The organism is Erythrobacter sp. CCH5-A1, from assembly GCF_001557115.1.
Taxonomy (GTDB): domain Bacteria; phylum Pseudomonadota; class Alphaproteobacteria; order Sphingomonadales; family Sphingomonadaceae; genus Erythrobacter.
The window spans coordinates 69,236-85,241 of the sequence record NZ_LSKQ01000074.1 but is presented as its reverse complement, the minus strand read 5'-3'; the positions used below and the strand labels follow the sequence as shown (position 1 = coordinate 85,241).

The following is a 16,006-nucleotide window of genomic DNA, read 5'->3' as shown; positions in this document are numbered from 1 at the left end:
ATGACAAGGTGTCAGCGCAGCGACACCACGTTGTCGGTCGCCTCGCGCACGCGGGTGCCGTTGAACAGGCTCATCATCGGCTCGTCCTGCACGGTCACGACCTGTGCGTTGCCGTAGCCGTTGAAGCCGGTCTTCATCGCCGCGCCGTAAGCGCCGAGCATGCCGATCTCGATATAGTCGCCCGCCTGGATGTCGGCCGGGAGCTTGAAGGGCCCCTTCATGTAGTCGGCATCGTCACAGGTCGGCCCGTAGAAGGCGAAGTCCTCGTCCTCCTCGATGAGGTCGTCCTCGAGCGCGCGCACCGGGAAGCGCCACGCGACGTGGGCGGCATCGTAGAGCGCGCCGTAGGCACCGTCGTTGATGTAGAGCTCCTCGTCGCGGCGCTTGTTCACCTGGACGATCATCGAGGAATACTCGGCCGACAGCGCGCGGCCGGGTTCGCACCACAGCTCGGCGTTGTAGGCGATCGGCAGGCTTTCGAAGTGCTTGGCGATGATCGCGAAGTAATCCTCCATCGGCGGCGGCTCGAGCCCCGGATAGGCACTCGGGAAGCCCCCGCCGACATCGATCATGTCGATGACGACCGACGCCTCGGCGATCGCCGCACGGGTGCGGTCGAGCGCCTGCACGAAGGCAAACGGGGTCATCGCCTGGCTGCCGACGTGGAAGCACACGCCCAGCCAGTCGCAATGCTGGCGGGCCTGCTGGAGCAGCTGGGGCGCTTCGATCAGGTCGCAACCGAACTTCGAAGCGAGCGACAGCTCCGAATACTCGCTCGACACGCGCAGCCGCACGCACAGACGCAGGTCGCGCGGCGCTTCGCCGGTCGCGGGATCGGTGCAGGCGGCGACGATCTTCTCCAGCTCCTCGTAGGTGTCGAGGCTGAAGGTGCGCACGCCGTGCTCGAAATAGGCCTCGCGGATTGCCGCCGGGGTCTTCACCGGGTGCATGAAGCACAGCACGGCGTCGGGCAGAATGCCGCGCACCAGCCGCACCTCGGTGATCGAGGCGACGTCATAGTGGGTGACACCGGCGCTCCACAGCACCTCGATCAGATCGGGCGCCGGGTTGGCCTTGACCGCGTAGAGCACCTTGCCCGGAAACTTCTCAACGAAGAAACGGGCGGCGCGCCGCGCGGCGTGCGGGCGGTTGAGGATGACAGGTTCGTCCGGACGGAGGTCGCGGACTACAGCCAGTGCGTCAGGATAGATGTGCAACTCAAGGGACCCCCAAAACGGCTCTGTTGAACCATAAAACGACAAGCTGCCTTGCGGTTTGGAAGTCCCCTTGGGGCAGCGGAAGCGCGCAGATAGGGCTTTGGGGGGGGAATGCAAATGAAAAATGCACCCCGCCCCGGAGAAATGTTACTTTTTGAAGACACAATCGGCGCGCGAGGCCGTTCGTGGCCGGAACGCGACCGCAATGTGACCGAAAACCGGGAGCTTTGCGCCGTTCCGGACGCGAATCAGAAGCCGATCTTCGGCACCTGATCGACCGTCCCCTGCTCGCTCGCGTCGAGCCGGTGGAAGTCGGCCTCGCCGAAACCGAGCATCCCGGCAAATAGGACCGCGGGGAAGGATTCGCGCGCGGCATTGAAACGGGCGACCGCGGCGTTCAATGCGCGGCGGGCGGCGGCAAGCTTGTCCTCGACATCGGCGAGCTCGCCCTGGAGCGACTGGAAATTGGCCGATGCCTTGAGGTCGGGATAGGCTTCGCCCAGCGCGATCAGATTGCCGAGCGCGCCTTTCAATTGCTGCTCGCTGCCCGACGACGGCGCGCCGCTGGCGGCGGCATTGCGCGCCGCGATCACCGCTTCGAAGGTCTCCGATTCGTGGGCGGCATAACCCTTCACGGTCTCGACCAGATTGGGGATCAGATCATGGCGCTGGCGCAGCTGCGCGTCGATATCGGCCACCCCCTGCCGCACGCCTTGCCTGAGGGCGACGAGCTGGTTGTAGACGACGATCAGGATCAGGACCAGCACCACGATCACCGCGAGCCCGAGAACAATCCAGAACACCATATCCCCTCCCCCAACAGAGCAACGCTTGTCATCGGCGGCCCGCTTAGCGCATATTCGTTAAGGGAGAGGTGTTATCAACAGAAAATGGCGGAACGCTTGGGATCGGATATCAACGCCCTGATGCAGGGCGGCCTGGCGGATTGGCTCGCCGGCCAGAACGAGATGCGCGAAGGCGCGAGGAAGCAGGCGACCAATCGCTGGGTGTGGAGTGCGGTGATCCTCCTCCCGGTGCTGGCCTTCGTATGGTTCTCCCCGGCAGCCGAATGGGGCATGACAAAGCTCCTGTCGGCGGGCGCGGTTCTGGGCGCGGGCTTCTGGGGATACCGCCCGATCGCGGCGGCCAAGCAGGCGATCAAGACCGGCATCAATTCCGCCATCGCCACCAGCTACGGCCTGGCCTATACCGCCGAAGTCGAGCCCGGCGCCGAATTCGAGGCCGCCCGCACCTATGGCCTGCTGCCCGGCTATGACAAGTCGAATTTCGAGGACCGCTGGTTCGGCCAGCTCGAGGGGCATGATTTCGACCTCTACGAATGCCATCTCGAGGAGCAGCGCGGTTCGGGCAAGAACCGGCGCTGGGTAACGGTGTTCCGCGGCCCGATCATCCGCATGGGCTTCGGCCGCAAGTTCCATTCCACCACCCTGCTCGAGCGCGCGGGCAAGCACAGGAAGTGGATGGGGCTCGGCGGGGCGAGCGACCATGTCAGCTTCGAGGGCCACCGCCTCGACCGCGTCGATCAGGTCCACCCGGCCTTCGGCGAGACCTTCGCGCTCTATTCCGACGATCAGGTCGAAGCGCGCGTGCTGGTGCACCCCAGCTATGTCGAACACCTTCTGCGGCTCGAAAGCGCCTTTGAGGCGCGCGAACTGCGCGCGCTGTTCATGCGCGGCGAGGTGATCATCGCGATCGAGGCGGGCGACCTGTTCGAAAGCGGCGGGATGGACGCTGCCAGGGACCAAGAGAACGCCGCGCGTGCCCAGCGCCAGTTCGGGGCGCTGGCGGGCCTCGCGCTCGCGATCAACCAGAACGAGCGCGGGCGGGTGCTGGAGCAGAACCCGCAAGGCAACGAAGCGCTTTAGGGCAGAGCTTTAGCGAGCCGGTTCCTCGCCCGCCGCGACCGCATAGGCGTCGCCGACGAGGCCGAGCAGCACGTCGATATTCGCGCGGATATTGGCCATCGTCACCCCGTGATCGAGCACATGGTAGCGCGTGAGGATCAGCGACTTCTCGGTGAAATCGGCGGTCGTGCCGATCGCCGCCAGATCGTCATTGGCCTTGGCGAGCGTCTGGTAGGTGGTGCCCGCGGGCAGGTCGTAGCGCGCCTGCATCATCACCCCCTGGCAGCCCGGAACGCCCTCCACGTCGCAGGCGGTCCCGAACAGGAAGTAGATGATCCCGTCCTCGCTCTCGGCGGCAAGATAGGTCTCGTTCGGCTTGCCGGTTTCCTTGATCGTGTGCCCGAGCGACTTGACGATCGCCTCCAGATCAGCCTGCTTGACAGACACGACGACGCGCTTGGCATCGTAGCTCTGCGCCGCCACGGGCGCTGCCGCCCCCGCGATGGCGAGTGCGGCAGCGATGGTCAGAAATCTTGTCATAGGTGTGCCCCCCTCACCCGGCCGTTCAGCTCAGCCGGTCACGGAAATCCTCGTAATCGAAGCGCTTGATGCAGTCGAGCGCGTCGGTCTCGCTGTCCCACATCCAGATGCTCGGCAGGGCGACCCCGTTGAAGGTGTTGGTCTTGACCATCGAATAATGCGCCTGGTCGAGAAAGGCGAAGCGCGCGCCCGGTTCGGCGGCGACCGGCAGGCGGTAGTCGCCGATCACGTCGCCCGCGAGGCAGGAGGGGCCGCCGAGGCGGATCGGGATCATGTCGGGATCGGTCAGCTCGCCGAGCATCGCCGGGCGATAGGGCGCTTCGAGCACGTCGGGCATGTGGCAGGTCGCCGAGATGTCGGTGATCCCCACCGGCATCTCGTTGAAATGCGTGTCGAGCAGCGTACCGACCAGAATGCCGGCATCGAGCGCGACCGCCTCGCCCGGTTCAAGGATGATCTGGCAGCCAGTGTCGGCGGCGGCGTCCTTGAGGAACTCGACCAGCTCCTCGCGCTGGTAATCGGCGCGGGTGATGTGGTGGCCGCCGCCCATGTTGATCCATTTGAGCTGGTCGAAGAAGGGCTCGATAACGTCGAACACGCGGTCCCAAGTCGCCTTCAGCGGCTCGAAATCCTGTTCGCACAGGTTGTGGAAGTGGATGCCCTCGACGCCTTCCATGTGCTCCTCGGTGAGCTGGTCGAGCGGGAAGCCGAGCCGCGAGCCGGGGGCGCTGGGGTCGTACTTGGCGACTTCGCCGGTGGGGACCTGCGGGTTGATGCGCAGGCCCACGCTGACGGGAGCGCCGTTGGCCGCGGCTTGTTCGAGGATCAGCCGCGCGCGCTGGTGCTGGAAGGGCGAGTTGAAGATCACGTGATCGGAGAGGCGGCAGATCTCCTCCAGCTCCTCGGGCTTGAAGGCGGCCGAGTAGGTGGCGATCTCGCCGTCGTAGAACTCGGATGCGAGCCGCGCCTCCCACAGGCCCGAGGTCGAGACCCCGTCGAGATATTCGCCGATGATCGGCGCGGCCGACCACATGCTGAAGGCCTTCAGCGCGGCAAACACCTTGATGTCCGCCCCATCGGCCGCCGCCGCATCGCGCACCGCCGCCAGCACGCGGCAATTCTCGCGCAGCTTCGCGGCATCGACCACGAAGGCGGGGCTGTCGACGCGCGACAGATCGAAATGGGCAAAGGCCCCGGGATCACCGGCCTTGGTCTGCATGGCTATTTGTCCGTTAGGGAAGGAAGAGAAAAGCGCACGACGCGGCCGCCGTTCACGTCGGTGACGTAGATATGTCCGTCAGGCCCGATCGCAAGGTCATGGCCGAGGCTCGCGCCCTCGCCGGGCAGGCCGATGTCGTACGAGGCTTCGACCTTGCCGCCCGCCGCATAGATCCGCACAACCGCGCCATTGCGGTCGGCGCCGTCGCGGCCCTCGACCGCGAGCAGGCGCCCGCCGCCGAGCGGCTTGAGGCCATAGGTGTGATTGCCCGCAGGCGAGGGCCATGTGGCAACCTCCTTGCCCGCATGGTCATGGACCGCGATCCGCGCATGCTCGCGGTCGGCGACGTAGATGTGCGCCTCGTCCACCGCGATCGCGTGGGCGACCTCGAAGTCGCCCCAGTCGCGGATGAATTTTCCGTCCGGCGCGAACTCGGCGACCCGGGTGTTCACATAGCCATCGGCGACGAGCACGCGGCCGGGGAGGAAGGCGATATCGGCGGGGCGGCCGAAATGGCTGGCGTCCTGCTTGGTCACGCCCTGCTCGCCAAGCGTCAGTTCAAGCGCACCTTCGGGGCTGAAGCGAAGCACCTGCTCGCGGGCGACGTCGGTGATCCAGACCTTGCCCGCGGGGTCGATGGAAATGCCGTGGGGCATGATGAATTGCCCCGCTCCCCACTGGGCAAGCAGCTTGCCCTCGGGCGAGAACTTGAAGACGGTGGGTTCGGCGATGGGCTCCTTCGGGAACGGCTCGGCCCACTTGCGCCCGGCGCGGTGGAGCACCCAGACATTGCCCGCAGCGTCCACATCGACCCCGCTGACCTCGCCGAACTTCGCGCCAGCGGGGATGGCGGGCCAACCGGCATCCACGACAAGCGCGGGCACTTCCTCGCGGGGTGGGAGCGGAGCGTCGCAGCCCGCCAAAGCCATCGCAAAGGCCGCGACACACGCCCCACATGCCCGCATCAGAAGGAAACCGGCCCTTGCAGCTCCTCGACCGTCCATGGCAGGCCGTGTTCGTTGAGCATCGCCATGAAGGGATCGGGGTCGAGCTGTTCGATGTTGAACACGCCCTCACCCTGCCATTCACCCTTCACCATCATCGCCGCGCCGATCATCGCGGGGACGCCGGTGGTGTAGCTGACCGCCTGGTTGCCGGTCTCCTCATAGGCCGCTTCGTGCGAGCAGATGTTCTTGATGTAGAACGTCTTCTCGCCGCTGCCATCGAGCGCCTCACCGGTCGCGATCACGCCGATGTTTGTATTGCCCTTGGTAGTCTCGCCCAGCGTCTCGGGCTTGGGGAGGACGGCGGCGAGGAATTGCAGCGGGATGATCTCGCGGCCCTGATACTTCACCGGCTCGATCGAGGTCATGCCGACGTTCTGGAGCACGGTGAGGTGGGTGATGTACTGGTCGCCGAAGGTCATCCAGAAGCGCGCGCGCTCGAGCTCGGGGACGTACTTGGCGAGGCTTTCCAGCTCCTCGTGATACATCAGGTACATGTTCTTGGGGCCCACCGCCTCGAAATCGAAGCCGACCTTGGTGCTCATAGCCGGGGTCTCGACCCATTCCCCGTTCTCCCAGTGGCGCGCGGGGGCGGTCACTTCGCGGATGTTGATTTCGGGGTTGAAGTTGGTGGCGAAGTGCTGGCCGTGGTCGCCGCCGTTGCAATCGAGGATGTCGAGCTGGCGGATGGTCTTCAGCTTGTGCTTCTTGAGCCACATGGTGAAGACCGAGGTGACGCCCGGATCGAAGCCGCTGCCCAGCAGCGCCATGAGCCCTGCATCCTTGTAACGCTCGTGATAGGCCCACTGCCACTTGTATTCGAACTTGGCCTCGTCCTTGGGCTCGTAGTTCGCGGTATCGAGGTAATCGACCCCCGCCTCGAGGCAGGCGTCCATGATCGGCAGGTCCTGATAGGGGAGCGCCAGGTTGACCACGAGGCCGGCGCCGGTCTCGCGGATCAGGCGGACCATCGCGGGGACTTCCTCGGCGTCGATCTCGTAGGTGGCGATGTCGCGCCCGCAGCGCTCCTTCACCGATTTCGCGATGGCATCGCACTTCGATTTGGTGCGGCTGGCGAGGTGGATGTCGGGGAAGATCTCGGGGTTGAACGCCATCTTGTGGACGCAGACCGAGCTGACGCCGCCGGCACCGATGACGAGGACGGTTTTGGATTGTGCTGCCGACATGGGAGGAACCTTTCGTGAAGCGATGCGAATCTTGCGCGGGCCCTACCCCAACGCACTCTGCGCTACAAATGATCCGCATTTCCTACAGGCGCGTGATTTGCCATAGGGAAGGCATGACAAGTTTTTGCCGCCCTTCCCCGACCCGCCCATCGCAACCCGGGAGCCGCGCGCGGGGAGCCTTTTTCCGCTTCTGGACAGTGTCTCATGTGTCTCCAACAGACAGGTTGGCGCTGCCGTGACTGAACGAACCCCCACCAGCGCAGGCGTGATCGCGGCGGCCGAGTCGGTCGCGGGCATCCTGCCCCCCACCCCGCTCCTGCCCGTCACCATCGGCGGCGTGCGCGCATGGGTGAAGGCCGAGACGCTGCAACCGATCGGCTCGTTCAAGATCAGGGGCGCGTGGTGGCGCCTGTCGAACCTGACGCCCGAGGAACGCGAAGGCGGCGTGGTGGCAGTGTCGTCGGGGAACCACGCCCAAGGGGTCGCGTGGAGCGCGAGGCGGCTCGGGATCAGGGCCGCCATCGTCATGCCGCACGATGCGCCGGCGGTGAAGCTCGCCAACACCAAGGCACTCGGCGCCGAGGTGGTGCTCTACCAGCGCCCGGGGGAAGACCGCGATGCGGTCGCCGCCAAGCTGATCGATGAGCGCGGGGGCACCCTCGTCCATGCCTTCGGCGATCCGTGGGTGATCGAGGGACAGGGCAGCGCCGCAATCGAGATCGCCGCCCAGCTCGGCCGCGCGCCCTCGCGCATTGTCGCCTGCTGCGGCGGCGGGGGGCTGACCGCGGGGTTGGCGCTCGGTGCGCCGACGGCAATGGTCCATCCGGTTGAGCCGGTCGGCTGGGACATGGTCGGCCAGGCGATGGCCAAGGGCGAGCTGGTCCACGCCGCGCCGGACGCGCCCAAGACCATCTGCGACGCGCTCCAGCCCAACGTCACCAAGCCGCTGAACCTCGGCCTCCTCAAGGGCCGCGCCGAGCCCGGCGTCACCGTCACCGACGACGAGGTGCGCGCCGCCCAGCGCTTCGCCTTCGCAGAGCTGCGCCTCGTGGTCGAACCCGGCGGCGCGGCGGCGCTCGCGGCGGCGCTGGCGGGCAAGGTGCCGGTCGACGCGGACACCGTCATCATGCTCACCGGCGGCAATGCCGACCCGGCCGCCTACGCCGCCACCCTCTCAGGTGGCTAACATGCCTGTGGAAACCGTCACATTGACGAAACGCGCGGCGAATACGACAACAGCTTGACGTAACGGCAAGGACCCCCTCCCCTCATGGCTACACAGGCAAAGCGGATCATCGAAGACGCGGTGATCCGCAAGGATGCGAAAGTCAGCGACAAGCTGCTCGACAAGGCGTTTGCGCTCGCCTTCAAGGGGCTGGTCTATGCCCAGATCTGGGAAGACCCCGTGGTCGACATGGAGGGGCTAGACATCCGGCCCGACAGCCGCGTGATGTGCATCGCCAGCGGCAGCTGCAATGCGCTGTCCTACCTGACGGCCAACCCCGAAAGCGTGACCGCGGTCGACCTGAACCACGCCCACGTGGCGCTCGGCAAGCTCAAGATCGCGGCGATCAAGCATCTGCCCAACTACGAACGCTTCCACCGCTTCTTCGCCCATGCCGACCACAAGGAGAACGCGGAGGTCTACAAGACCATGATTGCGCCCCATCTCGACGCGGAAAGCCGCGCCTATTGGGAAAAGCGCGACATCCGCGGGCGCAAGCGGATCAGCTATTTCACCAAGGGCATCTACCGCAAGGGATTGCTGGGCAATTTCATCGGCCTCGCCCACGTCTTTGCCAAGCTTTACAAGATCGACCTGTCGAAGGTGCTCGAAGCCCAGACGCTCGAGGAACAGCGCGAGGTGTTCGAGCGCGAGCTTGCGCCCGTGTTCGAGAAGAAGTTCATCCGCTGGCTGACCGACCAGCCCGCCTCGCTGTTCGGCCTCGGCATTCCGCCTGCGCAGTTCGAGCATCTTGCGGGCGATGAACGCATGGCCGAAGTGCTGCGCCGCCGGCTCGAGAAGCTCGCCTGCGACTTCGAGGTCAAGGACAACTACTTTGCCTGGCAGGCCTTCGGGCGCGGCTACAGCCGGTCGGAAAACGCGCCGCTGCCGCCCTATCTCCAGCGCGCCAACTGGACCGCGATGCAGGAGCGGGTCGATCGGCTCGAAGTCACCCGCGCCAACATGGTCGACTGGATCGGGGCCCGCGAGGAAGCGAGCATGGACCGCTTCGTGCTGCTCGACGCGCAGGACTGGATGAACAACGCCCAGCTCGATGACCTGTGGACCAAGATCACCCGTGCCAGCCGCCCCGGCGCCCGCGTGCTGTTCCGCACCGCCGCCGAGCCGAGCCTGCTGCCGGGCCGCCTCGACGATGCGATCCTTGGCAAGTGGCGCTACCTTGAGGAGCTGTCCGCCGATCTCACCCGCCGTGATCGCTCGTCGATCTATGGCGGCGTCCACGTCTACGAGCTGGCGTGATGGCATCTGCGCCCAGCCCCACCCACGCCGCGCTGATGGACGAGGTCTATCGCGGGCAGCGCCACATCTATGACTTCACCCGCAAGTACTACCTGTTCGGGCGCGATACGCTGATCGCGGGGCTGGATGCGCGCCCCGGCATGCGGGTGCTCGAAGTCGCCTGCGGCACCGGGCGCAACCTTGCCAAGGTGGCGCGCGCGTGGCCGGGGGTGCGATTGTTCGGGCTCGATATCTCCTCCGAGATGCTCAAGAGCGCGCGTGCGGCGCTGGGCGAGGAGGCACGGCTGGGCGAAGGCGATGCCTGCGCCTTCGATCCCGCCAGCCTGCTGGGCGAGCCCGCTTTCGAGCGGATCGTGCTGTCCTATTCGCTCTCGATGATCCCCGACTGGCAGGGTGCGCTCAAGCATGCGGCGGGGCAGCTGGCGGCGGGAGGCGAGCTTCATGTGGTCGACTTCGGCGATCTCGGCGGGCTGCCGGGGCCGTTCCAGCGGGGCCTCAGGGCGTGGCTCGCGAAGTTCCACGTCGAGCCACGGGTGGACCTGCCTGCCCTTGCCGCCGAGGTGGCGGCTGCGCGGGGGCTGGTGCTCGAGAGCAGGCGCGGGCCGCTCGGCTACTACCAGCTCCACGTGCTGCGGGCGCGCTAGCGGCTGGCGGCGCTGACCTCGGCGACCCGGGCGAGCACCATGTCGGCGTGCTCCTTCCGGCAGATCAGCAGGTCGGGCATGTAGGTATCGGCCTGATTGTAGACCAGCGGCGTGCCGTCGATGCGCGAGACGTGGAGGCCATGCGCGAGCGCAACGGCGGCGGGGGCGCAGCTGTCCCATTCGTACTGGCCGCCGGTGTGGAGGTAGATGTCGGCCTCGCCCAGGATCACCGCCATCGCCTTGGCCCCGGCGCTGCCCATCGGCACCAGCTCGGCGCCGATCATGGCGGCGACGGCCTCGGCCTCGGGAGCAGGCCGCGTGCGGCTGACGACCATCCTGAGCACCTCGGGCGCAGGCGGCACGGGGACAGGCTGGTCAGAGCGCAGCACCCTGCCCTGATCCGGCAGCGCCACCGCGCCGAGCATCGGCACGCCATCCACCGCCAGCGCGACATGCACCGCCCAGTCGGCCCGCGCCTCGCCATACTCCCGCGTGCCGTCGACCGGATCGACGATCCACACCCGCGAGGCGGCCAGCCGCTCGAGGTTGTCCTTCTCCTCCTCCGACAGCAGCGCGTCCTCGGGCCGCTGCGCGCGCAGGGCGTGGCAAAGGAATTGGTTGGCCGTCGCATCCCCAGCCTTCCCCAATGCCTTATCGGCGAAGACGCCGCTCGTCCGAACGGCGATCAGCAGCTGCCCCGCCACTTGCGCGAGGTGGGCGGCAAGCGCGGCGTCGGTCATGGCCATCGGGGCTTCCCTCACTTCAGCGGCATCAGCTTGCGGACGATATATTCCGCCGCCTCTTCGACGCTCATCGCGCCGGTGTCGATGCGGATCTCGGGGTCCAAGGGCTCTTCATAGGGGCTGTCGATCCCGGTGAAGTTCTTGAGAGTGCCCGAACGCGCCTTCTTGTAGAGGCCCTTGACGTCGCGCGCTTCGGCGACCTCGAGCGGGGTGTCGACGAAGATCTCGATGAACTCGCCTTCCGGGAGCATCGCCCGCACCATCTCGCGCTCGGCGCGGAAGGGACTGATGAAGGCGGTGAGCACGATCAGACCCGCATCCGCCATCAGCTTGGCCACCTCGCCCACGCGGCGGATGTTCTCGATCCGGTCGGCCTCGGTGAAGCCGAGGTCCTTGTTGAGGCCGTGGCGGACATTGTCGCCATCGAGCAGGAAGGTGTGGCGGTTCATCAGCGCGAGCCGCTTTTCGACCTCGTTGGCGATGGTCGACTTGCCCGCGCCCGAAAGCCCGGTGAACCACAGCACCCGCGGTGTCTGGTTCTTCATCGCCGCGTGATCGGCGCGGGTGATGTCGGTCGGCTGCCAGTGGACGTTCTGCGCGCGGCGCAGGCTGAAGTGGAGCATCCCGGCGGCAACGGTTGCGTTGGTCTGCTTGTCGATCAGGATGAACCCGCCCAGCGTGCGGTTGTCGGCATAGGGCTCGAACACGATCGGCTTGTCGGTGATGATCTCGGCGACGCCAATGGCGTTGAGATCGAGCGTCTTGGCAGCAATGTGCTCCATCGTGTTGACATTGACGGCATACTTCGGCTGCTGGACGGTCACCGAGACGGTCTGCGTGCCCAGCTTCAGCCAATAGGCCCGCCCGACCACCATCGACACATCGTTGAGCCACACCAGCGTCGCCTCAAACTGGTCGGCGGCTTCGGGGGGCTGGTCGGCCGCCGCGATCACGTCGCCGCGCGAGCAATCGATCTCGTCGGCAAAGCACAGCGTCACCGATTGGCCTGCGACCGCTTGGTCGAGATCGCCGTCGAGCGTGACGATCCGCGTCACCGTGCTGGTCTTGCCCGAGGGCAGCACCCGGACACTGTCGCCCGGGCGCACCACGCCGCTGGCGATCAGCCCCGAGAACCCCCGGAAGTCGAGATTGGGGCGGTTGACCCATTGCACCGGCAGGCGGAACGGCTTTTCCGCATCGACCGAGGACAGCACCTCGACGCTCTCGAGATGCTCGATCAGGCTCGGCCCGGCATACCACGGGGTGTTGGCGGACAGCGTGGTGATGTTGTCGCCCTTGAAGCCCGAAATCGGCATGGCCGTGAAGCTCTCGATCCCGATGCTCTTTGCGAAGGCGGCATAATCGGCAACGATGTCGTCGAACACCTGCTGGCTATAGCCGACGAGGTCCATCTTGTTCACCGCCAGCACCACGTTGCGGATGCCGATCAGGTGGCAAAGGTAGGAGTGGCGCCGCGTCTGGACCAGCACGCCCTTCCTCGCATCGACGAGGATCACCGCGAGGTCGGCGGTCGAAGCGCCGGTCACCATGTTGCGTGTGTATTGTTCATGCCCCGGGCAATCGGCGACGATGAACTTGCGCTTTTCGGTGTTGAAGAAGCGGTAGGCGACGTCGATCGTGATCCCCTGCTCGCGCTCGGCGGCGAGGCCGTCGACCAGCAACGCAAAATCGATCTCCTGCCCTTGCGTGCCGACCTTCTTGCTGTCGCTCTCCAGCGCGGCGAGCTGATCCTCGAAGATCATCTTGCTGTCGTAGAGCAGCCGCCCGATCAGGGTCGACTTGCCGTCATCCACGCTGCCGCAAGTGATGAAGCGCAGCATCGACTTGTTCTGGTGGGTGTCGAGATAGGCGTCGATGTCCTCGGCGATGAGGGCATCGGTTTGGTAGACGCGGTCCATCAGAAATAGCCCTCCTGCTTCTTCTTCTCCATGCCCGCGCCGCCCGCATCCTTGTCGATCACGCGGCCCTGGCGTTCGCTGGTGGTGGTGAGCAGGGTTTCCTGGATGACCTCCGACAGGTTGGTCGCCGTGCTCTCGACTGCGCCCGTCAGCGGGAAGCAGCCGAGCGTGCGGAAGCGGATCGACTTGTCGGTGATCTCCGGACGGTAACCCAGCACGCGCTCGAGCCGGGGGATGTCATCGGCCATGAACAGCTGCCCTTCCCACACGAAGGTCGGGCGAACGGCGGAGAAATAGAGCGGCACGATCTCGATCCGGTTGAGCTGGATATACTGCCAGATGTCGAGCTCGGTCCAGTTGCTGATCGGGAAGACGCGGATGGACTCGCCCTTGTTCTTGCGGGCGTTGTAGAGGTTCCAGAGCTCGGGTCGCTGGTTCTTGGGGTCCCAGCCGTGGCTGGCGGTCCGGAAGCTGAAGATGCGCTCCTTGGCGCGGCTCTTCTCCTCGTCGCGCCGTGCGCCGCCGAAGGCCGCATCGAAGCCGTGGTGGTCGAGCGCCTGCTTCAGCCCCTCGGTCTTCCACATGTCGGTGTGCAGCGGGCCATGATCGAAGGGGTTGATGCCCTTCTCGGCCGCCTCGGGGTTCTGCCAGACGAGCAGTTCCATCCCCGCATCACGGGCGGCCTTTTCGCGCAGGGCGTACATGTCGCGGAACTTCCAGGTCGTGTCGACATGGAGCAGCGGGAACGGCGGGGGCGAAGGGTAGAAGGCCTTCTTCGCAAGGTGCAGCATCACCGCGCTGTCCTTGCCGACCGAATACATCATCACCGGCTTTTCCGCCTGCGCCACAACCTCGCGCATGATGTGGATCGCTTCGGCTTCAAGACGCTGGAGATGCGTTAGCGTTGCGGGATTGCCGGGGTGCGACATGGTGGGCTCCAAGGGTGGTCTGATTGCGGCTTTGCCAATTCGCCGCCAGCGCCTTATGGCAATACTCCCATATGGGAGCAAAGCGCGCATGGCTATTCTACCAGCCCAGCAAGCCGATCTTTTTCTGCCGCTTGTCGAGGCCACCGGTGAGCCGTGGCAGTGGGACGCGTTCCTGAGCCCCCTCATCGCGCGCACGCAGGCCCGGCGCGGAGTCATCCTGATCGCTCCGCTGGCGGCGCGGCAGGGCGAGCCGCCCCTGGCCATCCAGAGCGCTGCTCCGCGCGCGGCGCACGAACCTGCGCTTGATCCGGGCATTTTCGCAAGGCTCGGCCTGCGCCCGCTGGATGGCTTGCGGACCGGCCGCGTCTATGCGCTGGAGGAACTGCTCGATCACGATGACCCCGCTCGCCGGGAGCGCCAGCGTGCCGCGCTTTTCGCCGATGGTATCGGTTTCGCGCGAGTGATGCGGGTGGCCGGCGAACAGGCGGCTGAAGCGTGGGTGCTGCTGCTGCGCGAGCGTGAGGATTTCACCGCGGGCGCAGCCGCGCTGCTGTCATCGGCAGCGCCTTACCTGCGCGCGGCAATTGGCGCTTCGGCGATGTTGGCACAGGAACGTCTGGCGCGCAGCATGGCCGAAGCGGCGCTGGCCCGCCTCGGCATCGGACAGGTGGCGCTGGACGCCTCGGCCCGCGTGACGCGCGCCGACCCGATCGCCGAGCGCAACCTCGAATTCGTCGCCCTGCCCGGCACACGGCCGTCACGCAAGCTGTTGCTGCCCCCCACCGCGGCAGAGAAGCTCGAACGCGCATGCGCCGCTTTCGCTGCGAGCGCGGACGGCGCGCCTCCCGATCCGGTGCTCATTGCGCCCACGGATCGGCCGCCGCTGCTGGTGCGTCCGGCCCCGCCACTGACCGCGCGACATCTTCCGGGCAGCCGCCCTGTCGCGATCGCCACGCTGCGCTTGCCGATGCGTGAAGACGAGCGGCTGGGCGCTGCCGTGCTGCGCGCGCTCTACCAGCTCTCCCCGCGCGAGGCCGAGCTTGCCGAAAAGCTCAGCCGGGGCGAAATGATCGTCGAAGCGGGCCGCGACCTCCACCTCACTGCGGAAACGGCGCGCAATTACTCCAAGCGGATCTATGCGCGCACGGGGACGCGCGGGCAGGCGGATCTGGTCCGCGCGATCTTGTCCAGCCTTGCTCCACTGGCCTGAGCCGGTGGCTGTCACCTGTCGCCGCATTGGCGTCTCGTCAGGATTTGTTCGCGCCATATGCGATGGCAAGGGGAGTGCCGGGTCTGGCGCTCCCCTGCAAGTTCAGGCGATATCGCGGGCCAGTTTCGCCGTTCAGCGATACCCCCAAGATACCTCCGCACATTCGTGCAAGCGTCGATTTTGCAGACCGGGAACCGTTGACCCATCCGCTTCGAAAAATTGCAATTTCAGTGAGTAAGCGCCTAAAGGACCAATCTCGCCAACATCCACATGGCCATCGCGACCATCATCACGTTCTCGGTCAAAGAGATGAAGCCGAGAGGCACGTTACTGTCACCGCCAACGCAGGCGCACTTCAGCTCGCGCCGGTCAATGTAAACCGCCTTGAAGACCGATACGGCGCCGATCGTCCCGATGAACAGCGCCACCGGGATCGACAGCCAATGGAGCGCACCAGCTACCATCAGCACCCCCGCAAGGCCTTCGGCATAGGGATAGATCGTCCCGTAAGGCACCCAGCGCTGCGCGAGCAGATCGTAATTCAGGAACATGGTCGCAAACTTGTCGACATTCTGAAGCTTGAGCAGCGCGAGCACACACATGCTGAAGGCAATGAACCACTCGGCCACCCGGACGCTGAGCATGGTGCCGTCGACCGCAAAGCCCGTCGCCATCGCCATCACCGCAGTCATGGAGAAAAGGGCAAGGACCGGGCGGTAGGATGTCGCATGGGGATCGGCAACCTTGAGGCCGAGGAAGCGGCGCAGATCATCATGCCCCCCGACCCGATGCCCGCCGATGAAGGTCTGGGGGGTGGTGGCGACACCATGCTCGGCCTTGAAGGCCTCCACTTCAGCGCGGGTTGCCAGATGCCGGTCGCGCACGGTGTAGCCGCGGGATTCGAGAAGGTACTTGGCCTTGAGCCCATAGGGACAGACGTGACCGGGCATGACCATGCGGTGCAGTTCGGCGGTGGCAGAGACTTTGGGCATTGGTGAAATTCCTTTGATTCGGAAGCAATGCCACGCATATAGGTTCCGTACC

15 protein-coding genes are annotated in these 16,006 nt (G+C 65.9%); 5 read left to right on the top strand and 10 right to left on the bottom strand.

Annotated elements, in window-relative coordinates; genetic code table 11:
• Positions 1-11: 11 nt before the first annotated feature.
• The gene (locus tag AX708_RS03665) at positions 12-1,217 is read right to left on the bottom strand and encodes a type III PLP-dependent enzyme (RefSeq protein ID WP_066531660.1); all 1,206 of its coding nucleotides are present in this window, start codon (positions 1,215-1,217) and stop codon (positions 12-14) included.
• Between the two features lie 248 nt (positions 1,218-1,465).
• Complete coding sequence (locus AX708_RS03660) at positions 1,466-2,023, bottom strand: LemA family protein (RefSeq protein ID WP_066531662.1); 558 nt, start codon at positions 2,021-2,023, stop codon at positions 1,466-1,468.
• A gap of 84 nt (positions 2,024-2,107) precedes the next feature.
• On the opposite strand from AX708_RS03660, the gene AX708_RS03655 reads away from it, so the two are divergent.
• A complete protein-coding gene (locus AX708_RS03655; protein ID WP_066531664.1) occupies positions 2,108-3,103 on the top strand; it encodes a DUF3137 domain-containing protein in 996 nt (331 codons plus the stop codon).
• A gap of 9 nt (positions 3,104-3,112) precedes the next feature.
• Here the strand turns inward: AX708_RS03655 and AX708_RS03650 are convergent, their stop codons facing one another.
• The 4 genes from AX708_RS03650 to AX708_RS03635 form a co-directional block, all read right to left on the bottom strand.
• Positions 3,113-3,622 (bottom strand): hypothetical protein, encoded by a 510-nt coding sequence (locus AX708_RS03650; protein ID WP_066531665.1) that lies wholly within the window; start codon positions 3,620-3,622, stop codon positions 3,113-3,115.
• Between the two features lie 25 nt (positions 3,623-3,647).
• Positions 3,648-4,841 (bottom strand): carboxynorspermidine decarboxylase, encoded by a 1,194-nt coding sequence (locus AX708_RS03645; protein ID WP_066531666.1) that lies wholly within the window; start codon positions 4,839-4,841, stop codon positions 3,648-3,650.
• A gap of 2 nt (positions 4,842-4,843) precedes the next feature.
• A complete protein-coding gene (locus AX708_RS03640; protein WP_233999603.1) occupies positions 4,844-5,725 on the bottom strand; it encodes a peptidyl-alpha-hydroxyglycine alpha-amidating lyase family protein in 882 nt (293 codons plus the stop codon).
• A gap of 80 nt (positions 5,726-5,805) precedes the next feature.
• Positions 5,806-7,032 (bottom strand): saccharopine dehydrogenase family protein, encoded by a 1,227-nt coding sequence (locus tag AX708_RS03635; RefSeq protein WP_066531669.1) that lies wholly within the window; start codon positions 7,030-7,032, stop codon positions 5,806-5,808.
• A 235-nt stretch (positions 7,033-7,267) separates the two neighbouring features.
• Here AX708_RS03635 and AX708_RS03630 point away from each other — a divergent pair, with 235 nt between their 5' ends.
• The 3 genes from AX708_RS03630 to AX708_RS03620 all read left to right on the top strand — a co-directional run bounded on the left by AX708_RS03630 (position 7,268) and on the right by AX708_RS03620 (position 10,161).
• Complete coding sequence (locus tag AX708_RS03630) at positions 7,268-8,218, top strand: threonine/serine dehydratase (RefSeq protein WP_066531671.1); 951 nt, start codon at positions 7,268-7,270, stop codon at positions 8,216-8,218.
• A gap of 84 nt (positions 8,219-8,302) precedes the next feature.
• Positions 8,303-9,517 (top strand): DUF3419 family protein, encoded by a 1,215-nt coding sequence (locus tag AX708_RS03625; RefSeq protein WP_066531676.1) that lies wholly within the window; start codon positions 8,303-8,305, stop codon positions 9,515-9,517.
• A complete protein-coding gene (locus tag AX708_RS03620; RefSeq protein ID WP_066531678.1) occupies positions 9,517-10,161 on the top strand; it encodes a class I SAM-dependent methyltransferase in 645 nt (214 codons plus the stop codon). Before AX708_RS03625 ends, AX708_RS03620 begins: the two co-directional genes overlap by 1 nt.
• Here AX708_RS03620 and AX708_RS03615 read toward each other — a convergent pair.
• Genes AX708_RS03615 through cysD form a run of 3 tightly spaced genes read right to left on the bottom strand, consistent with a single transcriptional unit; the run spans position 10,158 to position 13,752 of the window.
• The gene (locus AX708_RS03615; RefSeq protein WP_066531680.1) at positions 10,158-10,907 is read right to left on the bottom strand and encodes a 3'(2'),5'-bisphosphate nucleotidase CysQ; all 750 of its coding nucleotides are present in this window, start codon (positions 10,905-10,907) and stop codon (positions 10,158-10,160) included. The genes AX708_RS03620 and AX708_RS03615 overlap by 4 nt on opposite strands.
• A gap of 11 nt (positions 10,908-10,918) precedes the next feature.
• Complete coding sequence (cysN, locus tag AX708_RS03610; protein WP_066531681.1) at positions 10,919-12,823, bottom strand: sulfate adenylyltransferase subunit CysN; 1,905 nt, start codon at positions 12,821-12,823, stop codon at positions 10,919-10,921.
• Positions 12,823-13,752 (bottom strand): sulfate adenylyltransferase subunit CysD, encoded by a 930-nt coding sequence (gene cysD, locus AX708_RS03605; protein ID WP_066531682.1) that lies wholly within the window; start codon positions 13,750-13,752, stop codon positions 12,823-12,825. The genes cysN and cysD overlap by 1 nt, the downstream gene beginning before the upstream one ends.
• 88 nt (positions 13,753-13,840) lie before the next feature.
• On the opposite strand from cysD, the gene AX708_RS03600 reads away from it, so the two are divergent.
• Entirely contained in the window at positions 13,841-14,962 is a 1,122-nt protein-coding gene (locus AX708_RS03600) for a hypothetical protein (protein ID WP_066531683.1), read from the top strand.
• Positions 14,963-15,204: 242 nt separating this feature from the next.
• Here the strand turns inward: AX708_RS03600 and AX708_RS03595 are convergent, their stop codons facing one another.
• A complete protein-coding gene (locus AX708_RS03595; RefSeq protein ID WP_066531685.1) occupies positions 15,205-15,954 on the bottom strand; it encodes a MauE/DoxX family redox-associated membrane protein in 750 nt (249 codons plus the stop codon).
• Between the last annotated feature and the right edge of the window lie 52 nt (positions 15,955-16,006).